Origin of the sequence: Methanobrevibacter sp., from assembly GCF_045130115.1 — an archaeon.
In the GTDB taxonomy this organism is placed as follows: Archaea; Methanobacteriota; Methanobacteria; order Methanobacteriales; family Methanobacteriaceae; genus Methanocatella.
The window spans coordinates 1-16,616 of the sequence record NZ_JBGUPC010000018.1 but is presented as its reverse complement, the minus strand read 5'-3'; the positions used below and the strand labels follow the sequence as shown (position 1 = coordinate 16,616).

Genomic DNA, 16,616 nt, shown 5'->3' with positions numbered 1-16,616 from the left:
CGCAACTGGAAATGTCAAAAATGCGGAAAAACACTTGATAGGGACACAAACGCAGCAATTAATATTCTAAACCGCTGGTTCAACGGGGATGGCCTGAAAAAATACTTAAATTAACCATTATTAAGTGAAAAAAAATTCAGGAATCCCCATCCTCTATAGGATGGGGTGGTTCAACTGCCGGTATATATCATCACCCATCTGTTCTGGAGTCTTGAGATTTCCCAACGGCTTTCCGCATTTCTCGCAGCATTCATGGTCATATGGATAAATCAAATCGCAATCCTTACAAAACTTTGCAGAATTCGGATTCAAAAGGATTATCATCAGTGCATCCTTCAGGTTCCTGTCGTGCCTGTTGACTATCCTGCAGCAAAGCTAAATCACCCAATCTCTGCTGAAGGGATTTTCGACAATCCTTGACCTTTGGCTCCTGTTCATTTTAATATAGATGCGAAATGCATTGTGGAGAGCCATGAATGCATCATCGTCATGATGAAGCTTGGAAAAATCAAAGGAATAGCCATAATAATATCTGAATTCATCAGTCAAGCCCTTCTTAGAGCCGCCATTCCTGTCCTTGAGATAACCCATATATTCCGTATCGGGAACTCCTATGTCATTTCCGTCTCCAACCGGGTCTCCAACCTGCCATTCTCTCATATTTTCACCATTCAGCTGTAGAATTCACCATATCTACATTAATCATCTCTCAAAAATACAATTAAAATCATCTTACATCATCAGATATCCACATAATAAGTATCTCCGTCAATGTCAACAGTTCCATGAATGTTTCCGTCACTGTCCATATGGGAGTTTATCTCATAGTCGCCATAATCGGTGTGTCCTGTTTGACGGGCATCCACGCTTCCGTCATCATTGACTTTCCCTTCCAAATCGGCAGAACCGTGTTCATCCTCATAATGTGATTGGGTGTCATAGTCATCTGATGAATAATATGGGCTTTCACTGCTTCCTGAACTGCCTTCCGAACTGCTGATGGAAGATGGGTCGCTTATGTAATAATCATCCAAATCATCGAAATCATCATCTGCGGTTCCGGTGTGCTTTGGCATTAAAGCTCCAACGGCACCTCCGATGACCAGAAGAGCAATTATTGCAATTGCAACTATTGCAGCGATTTTTTTGGGAGTCGGGAAGCTCTTGATATCCTCAATCAGATTCGGATTTTCCACACCATTTGCAATCCGAACCTCATTATATGTTTCATACAGTCCATATGCCCATAACGCCAATCCGACAAAAGCGCATATCGGCACTGTCCTGCCAATGATTATAAAGATTATTCCTACAATAAAAAGTGCGATTCCCTTTTTCCGATTTCCTGCATAAGATATGCCAAGCCCGACCAGGAAAAATGAAATGATTAATGCAAGAAGCATATTCTTCTCGTTTCCTGCATTAGCCGCCTGCTCTAATGCAGCATTTGAATTAACCTTAGTTCCGCAATTTACACAAAAATTTGTTCCTTCAGGAATTTCTGAACCGCATTTTTCGCAAAGCATGAATTATTATATGAATTATAATGTATATATAAGTGGTGAAAAATGTCTCTTTCAAAAACTTTAAATATTATGCCAAACATTGTATTCCTATGACCATCATAAGAAATATTGACCAAAAATGTCCTGTTTGTGGAAAACTATCTTCACAACCAGTGTTATCAAGTACAAACGCAATGGATTATCCTGACCTTGACTTGAGGCCTGCTGAAATGCAAAGGTCCACCATGTCCATATGGGTTTTGGAATGTCCTCACTGCGGATATGTTTCAGGAAATTTTAAAAATGAAACTCAAATCACCGAAGACTTTCTGAAAAGCGATTCATACCAGACTTGCGACGGCATAGAATTCATTGGAAAACTTTCAAAAAGATTCTATAGGGCATACCTGATAGCAAAGGAATCAGAAGACAGTGTGAAATGCTTCTTCAATCTGATTCACTGTGCATGGGATTGCGATGACAAAAATGATCCTAATGCAACAAGAATCAGAAAGCTCGCAATTGAACAGTTCGATAATCTGGATTATGATGAGAGTGAAAGGAAGAATTATCTGGCCATTAAGGCTGACCTGCTTAGAAGAAGCGGTGAATTTGACCGACTGGTCAAGGAGTTTTCAGACATTAGAATCGGCGAGGAAATATATGATGACATCATCCAATTTCAAATCCAGAAGGCGTTAAAAAAAGACACCGAATGCTATACTGTCGGGGATGTTAAAAAATCAACAATGATTAAATAAAAAAAGTGATGCATAAAGGAAGCGCATTTCCCTTATCGCATCTATTATTACAGTTATGCACCTCTGCAGAAGTCCATTTTAAATGTGAAAACCCAATATTTGCCTTTAATCGCTACAGTGGAAACAGCTTTAGTGTAAGGCTTCCAATTGTATTTCATTATCTCCTGCAATCTTTTTAAAGTTGCCTCTTCAAATGCTGGCATTCGTTTATTGAAGGCTTTTTTGAATTTAGTTGCAAGTTTTTTATATTTCTTTTTATAGTCTTTGTATTTGAACTTCAATTTCTTGACAGCCTTTTTATATTTATTTGCATGAGTTTTCTTGTAGTTTGATTTAGCCTTTTTAATCTTCTTTTTATATTTGTCAAGTTTCTTTTCCATTGGAACCAGTTTAGCAAATTTCTTGGAAACTTTGATTTTGCCTACGACAAAAGTCTTATATTCCAATCCTTTGTCTAATCCGTCATCGGATGTAACGTTTGATGCCAATTGGTTTTCATCAGTGGCCACAGACAATTCATCATTATCTTCAAGGGCAATAACCTCATCGCCGGCTTCATCATTGCCGTTTTCAACGCCTGCCACATCTGCCTCGTCAACAGAAATCTCATCTGCCTGTTCAGCTGCCGCTGCCTCATCGCTGGAGTTGCTATCCACTGCACCGGCAACGCCGATTCCAATCAGGAAGACAATCGTAGCTATTAGAATTTTAAATATTGTTTTATTCACTTTTATCCCTCATTTATATTTATTAAAAGTATATTATAGAAATTTATTGATAATATGTTAAATAATTTTTTATTTTATGAAAAAAATTATTAACATTTAATATTTTTGCACAACAGGATTATTCAAAAAAAGGGCAATGAATTTACAATATACACTGAACATAATTTTTCAATGCAAAAAATTCACCGAATCTCCATTTTTTCGAAATAAAATAATGCAAAAAATACATATAATTATATAATTTTAAAAATATAGTATCAGTCATAGGAACTTTTTCTTATAACAAAAAAGAGGTGAAATGATGAAATTTTGTCCAAATTGTGGAGCCCGAAACAAGGATGAAGCGAAGTTTTGTGTCGATTGTGGATATGACCTGCCCGATATATCCGCATCACAGCCAGAAGCAAATGCGCAAACCCATCAAGCATCAGGCCAAAAAAACAAATGGATAGCGCCGATATTGAATTTCATTGGTGGAATGATCCTGTATGGTCTTTGCGGAATAGGGCATGCAATATATCTTCGCCTGTTCAATAGGGCAGCTATTTTCTGTGCAATAGGATTTCTGCTTTCAGCCATCTTCACATTGATTTCCATTTTCTATGATACCCTTGCACTCAGCGTACTCACTACAGTCATAGGAATAGGAATTACGATCTATGCTGCATATGACGGATACAAATGCAGCCAGGCAATAAACGAAGGCAGCGAACTTCCTGCAATTTTTGGAGGATTCAGACCGGAATCGATCTCAAAAGGAAAGGCAGCGGGAATAGCTGTAGTCGCCTTGGTGGTGCTGATAATATCTTTTGTTGCATTCGCATCAACAGCACCAATAGATGATGTTTCCTCAACCGGCTTTGCCGATGACGTAATAATCGAGGACATTTCCAGTCAAAACAGCAATGAAGGCGTGCAAATCAAAATCACCTACCCAGGCGAATGGATGGCATCAGTTGGAGATGAAAGCACAGGCACAACCTACACAGGAACCGGCGATGAGGTCATTCAAATCTACGAACCTGGATATGACGTGATTGCAGCTGCCGTGCAGAAACAGGATGGAAGTTCAGACAAGCTGAAAGTTCAACTCATAATTGACGGCAAGGTTCAAGATTCAGAAAGCACAAGCAAAGAATATGGCGTTGTTACCGTCAGCGCATTACTTTAGAAGTTTGATTTTCCAATCAAACTTTTTTTCTATTTTTAAAAAACAAGAATTATTGTAGGAAATTATCCTACAACATAAATTAAAAAAAAATACTATTCGACCATTACCCACTCGTTATTTCCCAAGTGCTCATATCTGTTGCCGTCAGGAGCGTCATGAATTTCACCGGTGTAGATTACTCTGCCTTCTTGTGCACTGTAAAATGCGCCGGTATCTTCATAGCTTTCCTCTTCCTCAACAACCTCTTCTTCTATTGTTATTTTAATGGTCTTGTTGCATGGATTATATTTGTCGTCGCCTGTGAAGTTGCATATGACCTCATATTCACCTGCACCCTTATCAAGCTTCAACTTTGCAACACCCTTGTCGTTGGTGGTCACTGAATAATTATATGATTCGTTGTTCTCATCTTTAAGGGTTACATTGACGGTCTTGTTTGAAATTGTAGTGTTGTTTGCATCCATCAGCTTGATTTTAATTTTATCTCCCTCATGGATTGGGGAACTGGCCTTGATCTTGAGTTTGGTATCGGTTTTACTGGTGTCGGATACTCCCATGACCATGCCGACTGATATGATTGCAATTACCACAATCAATCCGCCAAAAACTAATCTGCTTTTGTCCATAATAATACCTCCTATAAATATCTTTTAAGGATATTATGTTTAAGCAGTATATATAACTTGTTACTGAAATATTGATTTGTTCAGAAAAAAAAGCAGAATTATTTTTTAAACCTTCTCATGTCGAGCTTCCAATTCTTATAGGCAAGGTCCTTATCGGTCTCCTTCCATTCCAGACCATTTTTTAAAACCTTCTTTTTTAGAACCTGCAGACTTGTGGCCTTCAAATCAGACCCTCTGTAATACCAGTAATCATCCTTAAGGTACACATTCAAAAAGCCGGTGACATTGTTCTTGTCGATTTCTCTGGATCTGCTTGCCAAATCATCATCAAGAATGTTCCATTTAAGGCCGTAAAGATTAACCAGCAGCTCCAATTCCTTCAATGTTGCCGCCTTAAGAGACCTGTCGCCAAACTGGTATTCCCAGCTCATATCATCCAGAAGATACACATTCATGAATCCTGAAAATTTCATCGAAACTACCCCATATTGTCCAAATGACCTACAATCTCTTCGCCAACGCCTGTCAGCTTATACAATCTTCCGCGCTTGGCATCCTCATTAATGCAAACCGCAACCCCACAATCCTTCAACTGATGAAGGGTTTTGGATATGTGATTTAACTTGATGCCGGCATCCTTAGCAATATTAGCTGGAGTTTTTACCTCGCCGTCGAGAGCCTTTACAGCCCTGACCCTATATGTGGAAATGTTAACATATGCAAATACCTTCAATGTTTCATCATCCATAATATCGCCTTAAGCCACTTTAAAAAAAAAGAATTCGAAAAACAGTATTAATATTGCCCAGCCATCATGTAAAACCAGGCAATAATCCATTTAATACTGATAACATAAGTGTTTTTTGTAAGATTTAGAAAAACATACGATGTTTTTCCTATTTAATAATATTATTTTAATATTATTTAAATTTGTGGATTTACAAAAAATATTAACCATCTTTTTTAATCATAACACCCAATATAATAATATGAATGACTTAGCAATGAAATTGAATGAATTGATTGATATTTTTGGCTTTGGATGCGAATTCACACCTGAAGAAATAGCAAATCATTTTGAAAATCCTTCTGAAGTGGTTGAATCCCTAAAAAAACATGAACTGATAGAGAAAAATCAGGTCTCAGGCAGATATTACCTCACCGACATCTTCACATGCAACAGCTTCCTGTCCCAATATCTGAAGGAAGACGAAAATAAGGGTGACGATTCTAAATCCGTAAAGAAATATTCCCTCACCATTGAAAAGAAGAATCTGTGTGATTTCATGGCCAAATTCAGGGGCCTTGAGGAGAACATCATTAAGATTGAAATGGAATCAGGAGACGGCACATTTGATATTGACATTGAAATCGGGGATGTTGACGAAACATTTGAACTGCCAATATAATCAAAATAACGTTTAATTAAAAGTATATACAATGTATTTTTTATTGAAATAATGGACAGCATATTTAAAATAATGAAATTATCATTGAAGAAAACAACAATTGAAAGGTCTAATCTATAAGAGTCGACAATTTTTGATAAAAGTCATCTTTTCTGAAGTGATTTTTCCTCAGATAATCTGCAATTCTTGATGAGTCATCATGATAACCGAGATTATTTAAAATCAAAGCCTGCTGAAGCATCTGGCGCTTTGAAATTTTAAGGCATCTTCTGAATTCAGAATCGATATCCAAATCCAACTCATATTGGCAAAGCCCCATGCCAAAAACGGCATAGTCATTGCCGTCAACTTCCCGAGACCTTTGAAAACACTTTAACGCCTCACCGTAATCTTCCAACTTCAGGTATGCGGTGGCTTTCTTATTCAACAGTTTTGACAGTATGCTCTGCTTGAATCTTGAAGGGTCTTCCAGTGCCTTGTCGTAGCTTTCAATGGCCCTTTCAAACTCACCCTGGGCAAAATGCTCATCGCCTGTGAATATGTTAAGTTTCAGTTTTGGGAAATTTGACCTTTCGTCGTTGGCCTGGCGCGCAAGGGCCTTGTGATACTCATTATTCCTTAATGACTCATCGGATTTTACCGCACGCCTGTAATATCTGAGGGCCTTTACGAAATGCCCCTGTTCCCTCAAACAATATGATTTGAAAATCAGCGCATCCCCATATTCAGGGTCATAGAAAAGCACCTCATCAAGCTTTTCAATTGCCTTTCCGTATTTCTGCGATTTGAAAAGGGATATTGCCTCATCAAAGATGTTTTTAATCTGGATTTCCTTTTTCAAGTGTTCAATCAGGAAGTCACTGTTCAAGTTGTCATCATCAGTCCTTTTGACAAACAAGTCGTCCTTGTCCATCCAGTTTGTGGAAGCATCTTCAACGCTGAATCTTACCATGCCTTCACGGCTTTCCATGTGAATCATATCAGAATTATTTAAGCTCATTGATACACCTTCATCTATATTCCTTTATCGGATTATCCTTTTGACAGATCAGGCCGCTGAATTCGCACTCTCCGCAGCCCACGTAATGCCTTGAGTAGCTGTCCTCGGAAATCCTCTCGACTACACCTGCAAGATAATCCAAGGTCAGCTCATCCTTAACGAATTCCCTTTCATAGAGCTTTCCTTCATCAAGAACGTACAACATAATGTTTTCAACATCCACATCCTCCCTTTCCTTTAGGGCAATTGCATAATAGCTCAGAAGCTCCATATAAAAGGAATGGTAGTTTTTCATCTCATCCCGTGTGCGGATGAAGTGGACAAGGCTCACCGCACCGCCGTCGCTGACCATCAAGTCAATCACACCGTTTATGTCATATCCACCCACCTCCAGGCTTACCGGATGGGATGTCCTTAACACGTCAAAATTCTTTCCGTATTCCTCCCAATAATCAGCGAAATGGTTGAAGAGCTTCTTGAGATTCCTTTCGCCTGACGCAAAGGAGTATGAGCGGATGACTTCAGAAACCAGATCTTCAATGCTTTCCCGATCCCAGTCGGTCATGAACTTGTCATTGTGAAGGCGATTGACGATTATCCTCAGCTTAGAGTCAATGAACTTATTGATGTTTTTGGGATTTTTGAACTTCAGCTTGCATTCAAGGTTGTATCTCAAAGGACAGAATAGGTAATGGTCCAGGATATCCTCGAAATCGATTTGGTTGAAGAGATTGGTGTCCCTTATCATATGGGAAGTTACCTTCTTCATTCCGAATACGTCCGAAGGCTCTATTCTCACCAGGTCATCTTCATAGTCCCTGAGAACCTGCGGCGTTTTGCTTCCTGTTCTTGGAAGCACCGTTGAGAGAATCAAAAGCTCTTCGGCACGGGTGTTTGCAACATATACAACCCTCTCCTCCTCACGGTCAAACTCAAAGGGCTCCAAATCCTCTGAAACCTTATATTTCAGGAATCTGTTCGGAGTCGGATAGACCGGATAGTTGTTGAAGAAATGGTCCTTCCTTTGGGCGGAGAACTTCAGAGGAAAGCTCCTGTCCTTGATAGATGCTGTTATCACAACCGGATATTCAAGTCCCTTTGCCTTGTGGACGGTCATTATGTGGACCTTCTGGGAGTTGTCCTCCTCCTCGTTGATCGGGCATGAGTAGTACTTGAGGGAACGGTAGAGATAATTAAAGAGGCCTACAAGGTCATATTTTCCCATTATGTTTTCATAATCGGAGATTACCTCAGATATCAGCGCAAGGTTGAGTGCTGCCTTTTTGGCTTCAAAATCGCTTCTTGAGAAAAGCTCATCGGCAAAGCCGGTTATCCTCAAAAGCTCATAGAACACCTCAAGACTTGTCATTCTGACCTCTGACAATGAGGATTTCAATTCGTTGAGAGCAGTGAAAAAGTCAAGGTCATGCTCGTCCGTTATCCCGATGCCCATAAGCTCATCACGGGAATATGTGCTCAGGTCGAGCGTTCCCACCCTCCTGAACATCTCCTCCAGCGTGTCATCGGAATAATCCCTGACCACATCCATTATTGAATTCGATTTGGCTGAAGAGTCAAGGGGCGTGAAGCTGCCTTTCATGCTGACCACATTGGCATGATACCTTCGCTCCATGTCATTGAGTATGTCCTGGGTTTTTGCCGAAAGCCTGAAAACCTTTGAGGACTCGTAATATGTATCTGTGAATGATGAGAGGTTTATCCACTGGCCCCCATCCCCATAATAGGCGATTCGTGTCGGGTCGAACGGCAGCATATACCATATGAGGGCAAGAACCGCCTTGACCTCATCCTGATAGATCAGATCGTCGATTCCCTTAAGGTAATATGGAATCTTTTCCTTTTCAAATTCGTCGAGAATGCCCTTCTTGTCATTATGGCTTCTGAAGAGTATGCATACATCACTGTATTTGGATATCTTGCCTGAGCTTTTCAGGTTCTTTATGATATAAGCTATTCCACGGTATTCCTCATCCTTTCTGTTTTCAAGCATGTAAACGGGCATCTTGGATTCGTTGACTGCCTTCAGGTCCTTTGGATTTGAACGCTTTGGGCTTATGAACCTTTCATTGAATGCAACGATATCGGATGTCGAGCGGTAATTGTTGACAAGAATCTTGTTTTCAAATTCGTCGCTTCCTGCATAGTCATTGAAGAATTTCGGATTGGCCGCCCTGAATGAGTAGATGCTCTGGTCGGCATCTCCCACAACGGTGTAGGTGTCGGACTTGCTTTTGAGCCTCTCGAATATCTGCATCTGAACGGCATCTGTGTCCTGAAACTCGTCAATAAGGATGTTTGTGTATTGAACCCTTCTGAGGTTATCGTCATCCGAAAGGATTTCGAGAGCCTTGATGAGAAGGTAGTTCTGGTCGCAGACATGCTCCCTTTCCATCAGATCTATCCAGTCATCGTATGACTTTGCAATCTGGAGATACCTTGCCTTGTAGACATCGCATTGGAAATGAAGGTGCTTTATCTCCTTTTTGGAAGGATAGTGGTTTTCACTATTTTTTGAATAATAATCCTCAATATATTCCAGATATTCCTTTGAAGGCTTGAATTTTGACTCTATGTATTCAATCAGAGCTTTTGAGTCGACCTCAAAGAGCGCATACTCGTCATACTTCTTCAAGACCTGGCCTGACTCGTAGTTTCTCAGAAATGCCGGACCGGTGAATCCCAGCTCATGCTTGTGCTTGTTGAAAAAGAGGTTGCGCTCGGATTCCCTCTTGAGAAGGTTGTAGGGAATGTCTGAAAACTCCTGAAGCATTGCCCTGCAGAAGCTGTGTATTGTGCTTATCCTCATCTTGCTTATGGTGTTCAGGTCAAGCTTTGTGTCCTTTTTGAATCTTTCCCGCAATTCCTCTGCGGCCTTATTCGTAAATGTGATCACCAGTATGCTTTCGGCATCAACTCCCTGGCCTATCAGGTGGCATACCCTTTCGATTATCACCCTTGTCTTTCCTGCTCCGGGACCTGCATTTATCACCAATGGCCTTTCTGTGTACTCGACCGCTTCCCTTTGATAGTCGTCAAGTTCAACGTCAGGAGGGATTTCTCGTATCCTGCAGTAGTCAACCTTCTTTACGGCCTCAAAGTTGAGCTGCCTGTTCAGAGGATTTCCCTCACTGTCAAAAAGCCTCAATGTCAGTATATGCCTTTTGATGAAAATGTTGAGATTGGCTTCAATGAAGTCGACGACCTTCTGCTTGTCGTCGGCAGCGAGGTCCTCAAGCTGAATGAGGTCATCACCATCAAGGCCCACAAGGCGAGGTGATATTGAGTTCACCCTCAGATTGTTGATGATGAGGTAGATGTCATCGTTGGTGATTTTCGGGTTACGGCCCAAAAAGGTGAAGTCGTATTCATAGTCGACATTCAAAAATTGCTCTATTGGTTCAAAATAATCTTCATAGATATATGTGAACAATATCTTGTGGACACTTTGCATGTCCCTTTCAGATAATGTGAGAGAAGTGTCATTAAAAACATCGATAGTCAGCACTAAATCATTATCGGTTTGCCTGCAGAACAAATCCAGGATTACCTTTGCTGTTGCCATGGCAAGATGGTACTTGCGAACAACGATAAGCTTTTCCATGACTTCACACAAGTCATATAAATTCTTAAATTTACCCTTCAAAAAGGTAAAGACACTACTTTCTCTCATTATACTCATTGAAACGTTTGGTTAAAAAAACACTGTCAATCCTATCGGGCTGAATCATGCCTCTTGAGATTTCATCCCTGATATCGGAGACAATCATTTCGCCCTCCTGTCTGCTCAATCCCTTGGATTTGACAAAATGGGAAAACGAATCGCCGCTTCCCTCAATAAAATACTCAAGATTGGATATGGCATGGGCCTTCTTCTCTTCGCTTTTGCGCATGCACTGGTCAAAAAACTCATATTTGATGCCTCTCTTGAATTCCACCGCATCAATTATCCTTTCTCGAATGGCCAGAACGATGTCGACTATGTCACGGTCAGACAATATGGGATAGTCCCTTTTGGCCTTCCTTACGCTCAGAGTGTCATATGCCCTGCCGACAATCATGTCCAGGTCCCTGAAATATGACACCTGCCTGACGGAATTTGCGAAATAGTACTCAAGGTAACGCTTGATTTCAAAGTCATCTATGTTGTCCTCCAAAATCCTGCTTTCAATCCTTGAATAAATTAGGCTGATTTCGTTTTCACCCAATTCATACCTTTTAAGAAACCTGTTGTAGTAGTCCCCTTCGGGATCAATCAGCCCAGTCAGGTAATCAAGCTTGGATTCCTTTTCAAGGTCAGCAACCTTCCTTTTGAAATAATCCTCCAAAGTGGATACAAGATTGTCCGCTGTAACCCTGTTTGAATTGATATCATTTTTCAAATCGTTTATTATGACCTCGCAATCATTCAGGCTCAAGTCATATGAGTAGAGCAGATAATTGAAAAATGGAGTGTCATAATCCCCAATCAGTTCATCCAACCTTGAAATTGTAACTTCGTTAATCATTATAAGTTTATATTTGTTTTAGATAGATTAAAAAACTTTTTAAAAATTGTAGATTATTACTGTTTAACCGGGGAAAAATTTTTTAAAGGAGTTGATTTAAAGGTGAACAGACAATGAATATCTAAGAAAAAACCCCGGTCAAACAGCTGTCAGCGCGAAAAATAGGGAATGAATTGAAATCCCCTGAATTCATATTATTCTACTAAAATATCGAATAATCAACCACATAATTCATTTTCAACCCCTTGTAGAACCATTTAAGTGAACTGATCAGATGTGCAGGCAGGTCAAAGACCCTTGTGATGAATGCCGGATATGACCTTGTCTTCCAGATGCTGTAGACTGCCTTGAACTTTGCGAGCTGGTCGTAGTAGATGAACCTTCTTCGCCTGCTTTGCAGATGAAGCTCAGAAGACTGGATGTCAAGATTCATCTTGATGTCAAGCCGCAGGCGGTTCGTCTCATCATAGACCTCCAAATCATTGAGATTGCTGTGAAACACAAACTTCATGAACCTGTTTATCAGCCTGTTGATTTTCTTTTCACGGTTGAAATACACCTCATTCGGCCTTAATTTCCTTTGAGATTTCGCCATATAACTCACCCTTTTAAATATGTCCGGCACATTTGTGTGCCGAAATTTCATCAAACACGTACCAAATCCTGTTTTCACTTAAAACCAATTCCCTTAACTCCCCAATGGAATCAGCTTCAATGACCTGGCCAAATTCACAATAGCAATACCTGCCCCTTAAAACCTGAACCCTGAAGATTCCGGTTTCGTTTTCCCGGTAGTTAGCCTTCAGCTCCATTGTCAAAAGCTCCTCCAGGAAATACAATACCTCTTTTAGCTCGTAATCCTCAACTTTCGATAAGTCCAACACCCCATAGTCGATCTCCCTGAGTGTCCCTGCACTCAGGAAGTCAAAGATTTCTGATGAATATCTAACCAAATCAAGCTCCATTTAAACCTCATCTAAATTACAGTCAACCATAACAGGCATGCGTTGAAAAGCAGTCCAAGATATGTGCTTGTCTTGTTGTCCCCCTTCATGAGGTCGTAAAGCACAAGCAGCAGTGAAAATATCACTATCATAAGCTGGACCGCTGTCAGAATGTTTGTAATCATTTTATCATCCCCTCCATGATTTCAATGACGCGCTTGTTCAACGGATTTTCCAGGGACAGGAATTCCCTGTTTCCGGCATCTGAACCGAACTGCGCAAAGTAGACTCCTCTACCGCAACCATCATCTATTGATGCACCGAAAGCGACTTCACCATCCTTGACCCTAATGCCAAAGTCAGCAAATTCAAATACCAGGACATTGTCCAAGTCTTCCGGCATGAAATTCTCCCTCTTGTTTTCATATTCCAAAATGAACGAGGTTTCACCGTCCTTAACTTCTGATGTGGAAAATACAAGCCGTATGTATATTCCATCCTGATGTGATTTTCTTTCAAGAAACTCAAAGAAGGCCTCATCCATCTCATCGAATGTGTACTTCTCATCTGCCTTGCCGATATAGGTAGGCATGCTGTTGTCCGCTGCAAGCTCATCTGCATAGAAATGAAACTCGCTGTTTCCGGCTACAGAGTGTTCGACAGTCTTTTTAACATTTACATTAATCTTTTGGCTTCTCTCCATTATTATTCCTCTAAATGATGATAGTTATAGTTCAAACATAGCATATGCTATGATAAGCTGATTACATATGTTGATTTTGGTTGATTAGGTTGTCAGGCATTGAACAACCTTATTGGTCTAAAAGAACACCGCACTCCAATATGCAGTTGATTTCACTTGTGGTGTCATTTTTATCAGCCCCTTTTTAATGTCAAAAAGTTCGTATAGAGTCTTGATTACAATTTTATAGTGATGTGGTTAAATTTTCCAATAATTTAAAGTGCAGTAATAAGTTACTTTCTAATAGTATATAAATGTTCTGATTTTTTGGTTTTTGATAGCATCCGCTAAACAAATGATAAATAAATAAAAAAAAGTTTCGTACGTAAAAAATTGCTCGCTAAAAAAATAAAAAGGTAACTAGATATGAAATCTAGTTATTTATTTTCCGTTTTTAATCATTCTTGTTTTTTCCTTGACCAGAAACAACCGAATAATGCGAAAACAGCAACTAAAAGATATGCAATCGGATTACCGGTAGCATGCATGGTTGCCGCATGAACTGGATTTTCAGGTTCGGGAGTAGGTTCTGGTGTTGGTTCCGGAGTAGGTTCAGGACTAGGAGGTACAGGTTGAACCTTTTCAATAGCACTAATTGTGGCATTGTCGTCATTGTTAGTTAAATCACTTTCATTGCCGCTGCCAGTAACGTGTGCGCTATTTGTAATCAAACCTGGATCAATTACTTTACATAAAATATCCAAAGTAACTTTTTCTCCTTTTGCCAGATTACCTATTGTCCAATTACCAGTTGCTTTATCGTAATTACCTTTAGAAGCGGAACAACTGATGAATTTTACGCCAGATGGCATGACATCACTGACCCAAACGCCTCTTGCAGGGCTTGGACCATAGTTGACCACTTCAATAATCCAGTGCATGTTATCGCCGACATAGTAAACTTTGTAATCTGATGTTTTCATGATTGCCAGATCACATAGCTCAGATGCTTCAGTGGTATTGTTAGCATGGTTGTTGGTTTTATTTGAATCCGGAGTTGATGAATTAACATCTACAGGATTTGTAATGTTTCCAACGCTCAATACTCTAGTCACAATTGTGAGTGTAACTGTTGAAGCATTGTCCAGTTTACCGATTGTCCAAATATTGGTGTTCTTGTCGAATGTACCCTTAGTAGCAGTGTATGAAACTAACCTTAATGAATCTGGAATGTCTTCCAAGACCTTTACGTCTGAAGCTGCGCTAGGACCATGATTGATTACAATTATAGTCCAGGTCAAGTCCTCTCCTACATAAGCCTTTTTGGAGCTTACGAGTTTGATGATTTCCAAATCACAAACAGGATTTGCTACAGTAGTGTTGTTTGCAATGTTGTTTGTTTCATTAGTGTCAGGAGTTGTTGAGTTCACTACAACAATGTTAGTTATGTTGCCTTCAACCAGAACTTGGGTCAGTAATGTGATTGAAACAGGGCTGTCCACTTCTAAACTGCCGATGTTCCAGATTATTGTATTTCCATTCTGTTTGCAGTTTTCAGGCAATCTTAATACTTTAAGTCCGTTAGGCAAAGTGTCGTTTACTACAACGTTTTCAGCTGTGTTAGGACCTCTGTTTACAACAGTGATTGTCCATTCAACAATGTCGGTTACATTTACCATGGTTGCGTTTACGGATTTTGTAATTACCAAATCACAAATAGGATCGGCAACTGTAGTGTTGTTTGCAATATTATTGGATTCGTTGGAATCCGGAGTAGTGGAATTTACAACTACAGTGTTCATAAAAGTACCGTTAGTCAAGACTCGAGTGACCAAAATAAGGAAAACAGGTGAGTTTATCCTTAACTCATCCATCTTCCAAATCCTAGTTTCTTCATCAAAACTTCCCGCAGTCGGTGTTGCACTAATGATTCTCAAACCATTAGGTAAAGTTTCATTTACCACAACGCCAAGAGCAGTTGATGGACCCTTATTAACTAAAGTTATATTCCATTCTACAATGTCATTTGCATAAACACGGGTTGCGTTAACGTATTTATGGATTTCCAAATCACAAATCGGGTTTGCAACGGTGGTATTGTTCGCCTTATTGTTGGACTCATTTGAATCGGTAGTAGTAGTGTTTACGACAACGAAATTGGTGTTGTTGCCTTCAACGGTTATTCTGGTAATGAATTTAAGAACAATCGGATCGGCATTAGCAGCCAAATCACCAAGTTCCCAAACAATATTATTACCAGTCTGTTTGCCGTTGTTTGGCAATTCACCAATAACAATTACGCCAGCAGGCAAAGTATCATTAACAATAACGTTCTTAGCAGTGTTAGGACCATTATTTTTAACAGTAATAGTCCATTCAACAGTCTCATTAACAAAGATGCTTGTTGCATTGACTTCTTTAATAACAACCAAATCACAAATTTCTTTCACAGTAGTGTTGTTGTTTGCGGTTTTATTGTCAGTCTGATTGCTGGTTGCATTGACCATGTTGATTAAAGTACCGTTCACTAAAGTCTTGAATACTAAAGTGAAGTTAGCGCTTGAACCAGGAGTCAAATTACCGTTATAAGTGAATACATTGCTTGAATTAGTCCATTTATGAGTGTCATCAATGAATTTGACCAATTCATATTCAGTGACTTTGTAGTCCTCATAAACGGCAATGTCAGTCAAGTTGCAGTCACCGGTATTGGTAACAACAATCACGAAAGTGACATTTTCACCGACAAACACGGTTTCATTCAATGCCAATTTCACAACAGTCATGTTTGGTTTGTAGACAGTAGTGTTATTGTTTGCAGTTTTATTTTCAGTCTCATTGCTGGTTACATTGACCATGTTGATTAAAGTACCGTTCACTAAAGCTGTAAATTCAATAGTGAAGTTAGCGCTTGAACCAGGAGTCAAATTGCCATTAAATGAGAAAACATTACCGTCTTTAGACCATTTATCCTTATTAGTGTAATCAACATATCTCAATTCGGTTGAATTGAAGATCTCAGTAACTTTAACATCAGTCAAGTTACAGTCACCAGTGTTTGTAACAACAATCATGAATCTAACTGTGTTGTTTACGAATACAACATTATCCAAAGTAACTTTCTGAACAGTCATATTAGGTTTGTAAACAGTAGTAGTATTGTTACCGGTTTTGTTATCGGTTTCGTTAGATGTAACGTTAACAGTGTTGGTTAAAGTACCATTCACCAATGCAGTAAATACAACAGTGAAATTAGTACTATTG

General features: G+C 39.6%; 19 protein-coding genes. 5 read left to right on the top strand and 14 right to left on the bottom strand.

Annotated features, from left to right (window positions below; genetic code table 11):
- Both ACJMML_RS03230 and ACJMML_RS03225 read left to right on the top strand, forming a co-directional pair.
- On the top strand, positions 1-114 hold a 114-nt coding region (locus tag ACJMML_RS03230; RefSeq protein WP_405305951.1), incomplete at its 5' end, for a zinc ribbon domain-containing protein.
- A gap of 51 nt (positions 115-165) precedes the next feature.
- On the top strand, positions 166-420 hold the full coding sequence (locus tag ACJMML_RS03225; protein WP_405305950.1) for a hypothetical protein: 255 nt from the start codon (positions 166-168) through the stop codon (positions 418-420).
- On the opposite strand, the gene ACJMML_RS03220 is transcribed toward ACJMML_RS03225, so the two are convergent.
- Both ACJMML_RS03220 and ACJMML_RS03215 read right to left on the bottom strand, forming a co-directional pair.
- Positions 376-660 (bottom strand): hypothetical protein, encoded by a 285-nt coding sequence (locus ACJMML_RS03220; protein WP_405305949.1) that lies wholly within the window; start codon positions 658-660, stop codon positions 376-378. The genes ACJMML_RS03225 and ACJMML_RS03220 overlap by 45 nt on opposite strands.
- A gap of 80 nt (positions 661-740) precedes the next feature.
- Positions 741-1,526 (bottom strand): zinc-ribbon domain-containing protein, encoded by a 786-nt coding sequence (locus ACJMML_RS03215; RefSeq protein ID WP_405305948.1) that lies wholly within the window; start codon positions 1,524-1,526, stop codon positions 741-743.
- Positions 1,527-1,615: 89 nt separating this feature from the next.
- Between ACJMML_RS03215 and ACJMML_RS03210 the strand changes: the two genes are divergently transcribed.
- Positions 1,616-2,266 carry a hypothetical protein gene (locus ACJMML_RS03210; RefSeq protein ID WP_405305947.1) on the top strand — a complete coding sequence of 217 codons (651 nt, stop codon included), beginning with the start codon at positions 1,616-1,618 and terminating at the stop codon, positions 2,264-2,266.
- 53 nt (positions 2,267-2,319) lie between these two features.
- On the opposite strand, the gene ACJMML_RS03205 is transcribed toward ACJMML_RS03210, so the two are convergent.
- Positions 2,320-2,994 carry a hypothetical protein gene (locus ACJMML_RS03205; RefSeq protein ID WP_405305946.1) on the bottom strand — a complete coding sequence of 225 codons (675 nt, stop codon included), beginning with the start codon at positions 2,992-2,994 and terminating at the stop codon, positions 2,320-2,322.
- Between the two features lie 301 nt (positions 2,995-3,295).
- Here ACJMML_RS03205 and ACJMML_RS03200 point away from each other — a divergent pair, with 301 nt between their 5' ends.
- Entirely contained in the window at positions 3,296-4,165 is an 870-nt protein-coding gene (locus tag ACJMML_RS03200; protein WP_405305945.1) for a zinc-ribbon domain-containing protein, read from the top strand.
- Between the two features lie 92 nt (positions 4,166-4,257).
- Here the strand turns inward: ACJMML_RS03200 and ACJMML_RS03195 are convergent, their stop codons facing one another.
- The 3 genes from ACJMML_RS03195 to ACJMML_RS03185 all read right to left on the bottom strand — a co-directional run bounded on the left by ACJMML_RS03195 (position 4,258) and on the right by ACJMML_RS03185 (position 5,539).
- Positions 4,258-4,791: a hypothetical protein gene (locus ACJMML_RS03195; protein ID WP_405305944.1), complete on the bottom strand. Its 534-nt coding sequence runs from the start codon at positions 4,789-4,791 to the stop codon at positions 4,258-4,260.
- 98 nt (positions 4,792-4,889) lie between these two features.
- Entirely contained in the window at positions 4,890-5,264 is a 375-nt protein-coding gene (locus ACJMML_RS03190) for a hypothetical protein (RefSeq protein ID WP_405305943.1), read from the bottom strand.
- Positions 5,265-5,269: 5 nt separating this feature from the next.
- Positions 5,270-5,539 carry a transcriptional regulator gene (locus tag ACJMML_RS03185; protein WP_405305942.1) on the bottom strand — a complete coding sequence of 90 codons (270 nt, stop codon included), beginning with the start codon at positions 5,537-5,539 and terminating at the stop codon, positions 5,270-5,272.
- 241 nt (positions 5,540-5,780) lie between these two features.
- Between ACJMML_RS03185 and ACJMML_RS03180 the strand changes: the two genes are divergently transcribed.
- The gene (locus ACJMML_RS03180; RefSeq protein ID WP_405305941.1) at positions 5,781-6,200 is read left to right on the top strand and encodes a hypothetical protein; all 420 of its coding nucleotides are present in this window, start codon (positions 5,781-5,783) and stop codon (positions 6,198-6,200) included.
- Between the two features lie 109 nt (positions 6,201-6,309).
- Here the strand turns inward: ACJMML_RS03180 and ACJMML_RS03175 are convergent, their stop codons facing one another.
- From ACJMML_RS03175 to ACJMML_RS03140, 8 genes are all read right to left on the bottom strand, one after another.
- Positions 6,310-7,200 (bottom strand): tetratricopeptide repeat protein, encoded by an 891-nt coding sequence (locus ACJMML_RS03175; RefSeq protein WP_405305940.1) that lies wholly within the window; start codon positions 7,198-7,200, stop codon positions 6,310-6,312.
- 10 nt (positions 7,201-7,210) lie between these two features.
- A complete protein-coding gene (locus ACJMML_RS03170; RefSeq protein WP_405305939.1) occupies positions 7,211-10,900 on the bottom strand; it encodes an ATP-dependent DNA helicase in 3,690 nt (1,229 codons plus the stop codon).
- The gene (locus ACJMML_RS03165; RefSeq protein WP_405305938.1) at positions 10,878-11,726 is read right to left on the bottom strand and encodes a hypothetical protein; all 849 of its coding nucleotides are present in this window, start codon (positions 11,724-11,726) and stop codon (positions 10,878-10,880) included. Before ACJMML_RS03165 ends, ACJMML_RS03170 begins: the two co-directional genes overlap by 23 nt.
- 202 nt (positions 11,727-11,928) lie before the next feature.
- Complete coding sequence (locus tag ACJMML_RS03160) at positions 11,929-12,321, bottom strand: hypothetical protein (protein ID WP_405305937.1); 393 nt, start codon at positions 12,319-12,321, stop codon at positions 11,929-11,931.
- Positions 12,322-12,334: 13 nt separating this feature from the next.
- Positions 12,335-12,607 carry a hypothetical protein gene (locus ACJMML_RS03155; protein ID WP_405305936.1) on the bottom strand — a complete coding sequence of 91 codons (273 nt, stop codon included), beginning with the start codon at positions 12,605-12,607 and terminating at the stop codon, positions 12,335-12,337.
- Between the two features lie 95 nt (positions 12,608-12,702).
- Positions 12,703-12,855, bottom strand: coding sequence for a hypothetical protein (locus tag ACJMML_RS03150; RefSeq protein ID WP_405305935.1), 153 nt, complete (start codon positions 12,853-12,855; stop codon positions 12,703-12,705).
- Positions 12,852-13,373: a hypothetical protein gene (locus ACJMML_RS03145; protein ID WP_405305934.1), complete on the bottom strand. Its 522-nt coding sequence runs from the start codon at positions 13,371-13,373 to the stop codon at positions 12,852-12,854. The genes ACJMML_RS03150 and ACJMML_RS03145 overlap by 4 nt, the downstream gene beginning before the upstream one ends.
- A gap of 437 nt (positions 13,374-13,810) precedes the next feature.
- A partial coding sequence (locus tag ACJMML_RS03140) for a hypothetical protein (protein ID WP_405305933.1) occupies positions 13,811-16,616 on the bottom strand: 2,806 nt, incomplete at its 5' end.

Excerpts from the sequence above, each read along its gene's own strand:
- ACJMML_RS03220 (WP_405305949.1), bottom strand. The coding sequence starts at position 660 with ATGAGAGAATGGCAGGTTGGAGACCCGGTTGGAGACGGAAATGACATA.
- ACJMML_RS03215 (WP_405305948.1), bottom strand. The coding sequence starts at position 1,526 with ATGCTTTGCGAAAAATGCGGTTCAGAAATTCCTGAAGGAACAAATTTT.
- ACJMML_RS03210 (WP_405305947.1), top strand. The coding sequence starts at position 1,616 with ATGACCATCATAAGAAATATTGACCAAAAATGTCCTGTTTGTGGAAAA.
- ACJMML_RS03200 (WP_405305945.1), top strand. The coding sequence starts at position 3,296 with ATGAAATTTTGTCCAAATTGTGGAGCCCGAAACAAGGATGAAGCGAAG.
- ACJMML_RS03195 (WP_405305944.1), bottom strand. The coding sequence starts at position 4,791 with ATGGACAAAAGCAGATTAGTTTTTGGCGGATTGATTGTGGTAATTGCA.
- ACJMML_RS03190 (WP_405305943.1), bottom strand. The coding sequence starts at position 5,264 with ATGAAATTTTCAGGATTCATGAATGTGTATCTTCTGGATGATATGAGC.
- ACJMML_RS03185 (WP_405305942.1), bottom strand. The coding sequence starts at position 5,539 with ATGGATGATGAAACATTGAAGGTATTTGCATATGTTAACATTTCCACA.
- ACJMML_RS03180 (WP_405305941.1), top strand. The coding sequence starts at position 5,781 with ATGAATGACTTAGCAATGAAATTGAATGAATTGATTGATATTTTTGGC.
- ACJMML_RS03175 (WP_405305940.1), bottom strand. The coding sequence starts at position 7,200 with ATGAGCTTAAATAATTCTGATATGATTCACATGGAAAGCCGTGAAGGC.
- ACJMML_RS03170 (WP_405305939.1), bottom strand. The coding sequence starts at position 10,900 with ATGAGTATAATGAGAGAAAGTAGTGTCTTTACCTTTTTGAAGGGTAAA.
- ACJMML_RS03165 (WP_405305938.1), bottom strand. The coding sequence starts at position 11,726 with ATGATTAACGAAGTTACAATTTCAAGGTTGGATGAACTGATTGGGGAT.
- ACJMML_RS03160 (WP_405305937.1), bottom strand. The coding sequence starts at position 12,321 with ATGGCGAAATCTCAAAGGAAATTAAGGCCGAATGAGGTGTATTTCAAC.
- ACJMML_RS03150 (WP_405305935.1), bottom strand. The coding sequence starts at position 12,855 with ATGATTACAAACATTCTGACAGCGGTCCAGCTTATGATAGTGATATTT.
- ACJMML_RS03145 (WP_405305934.1), bottom strand. The coding sequence starts at position 13,373 with ATGGAGAGAAGCCAAAAGATTAATGTAAATGTTAAAAAGACTGTCGAA.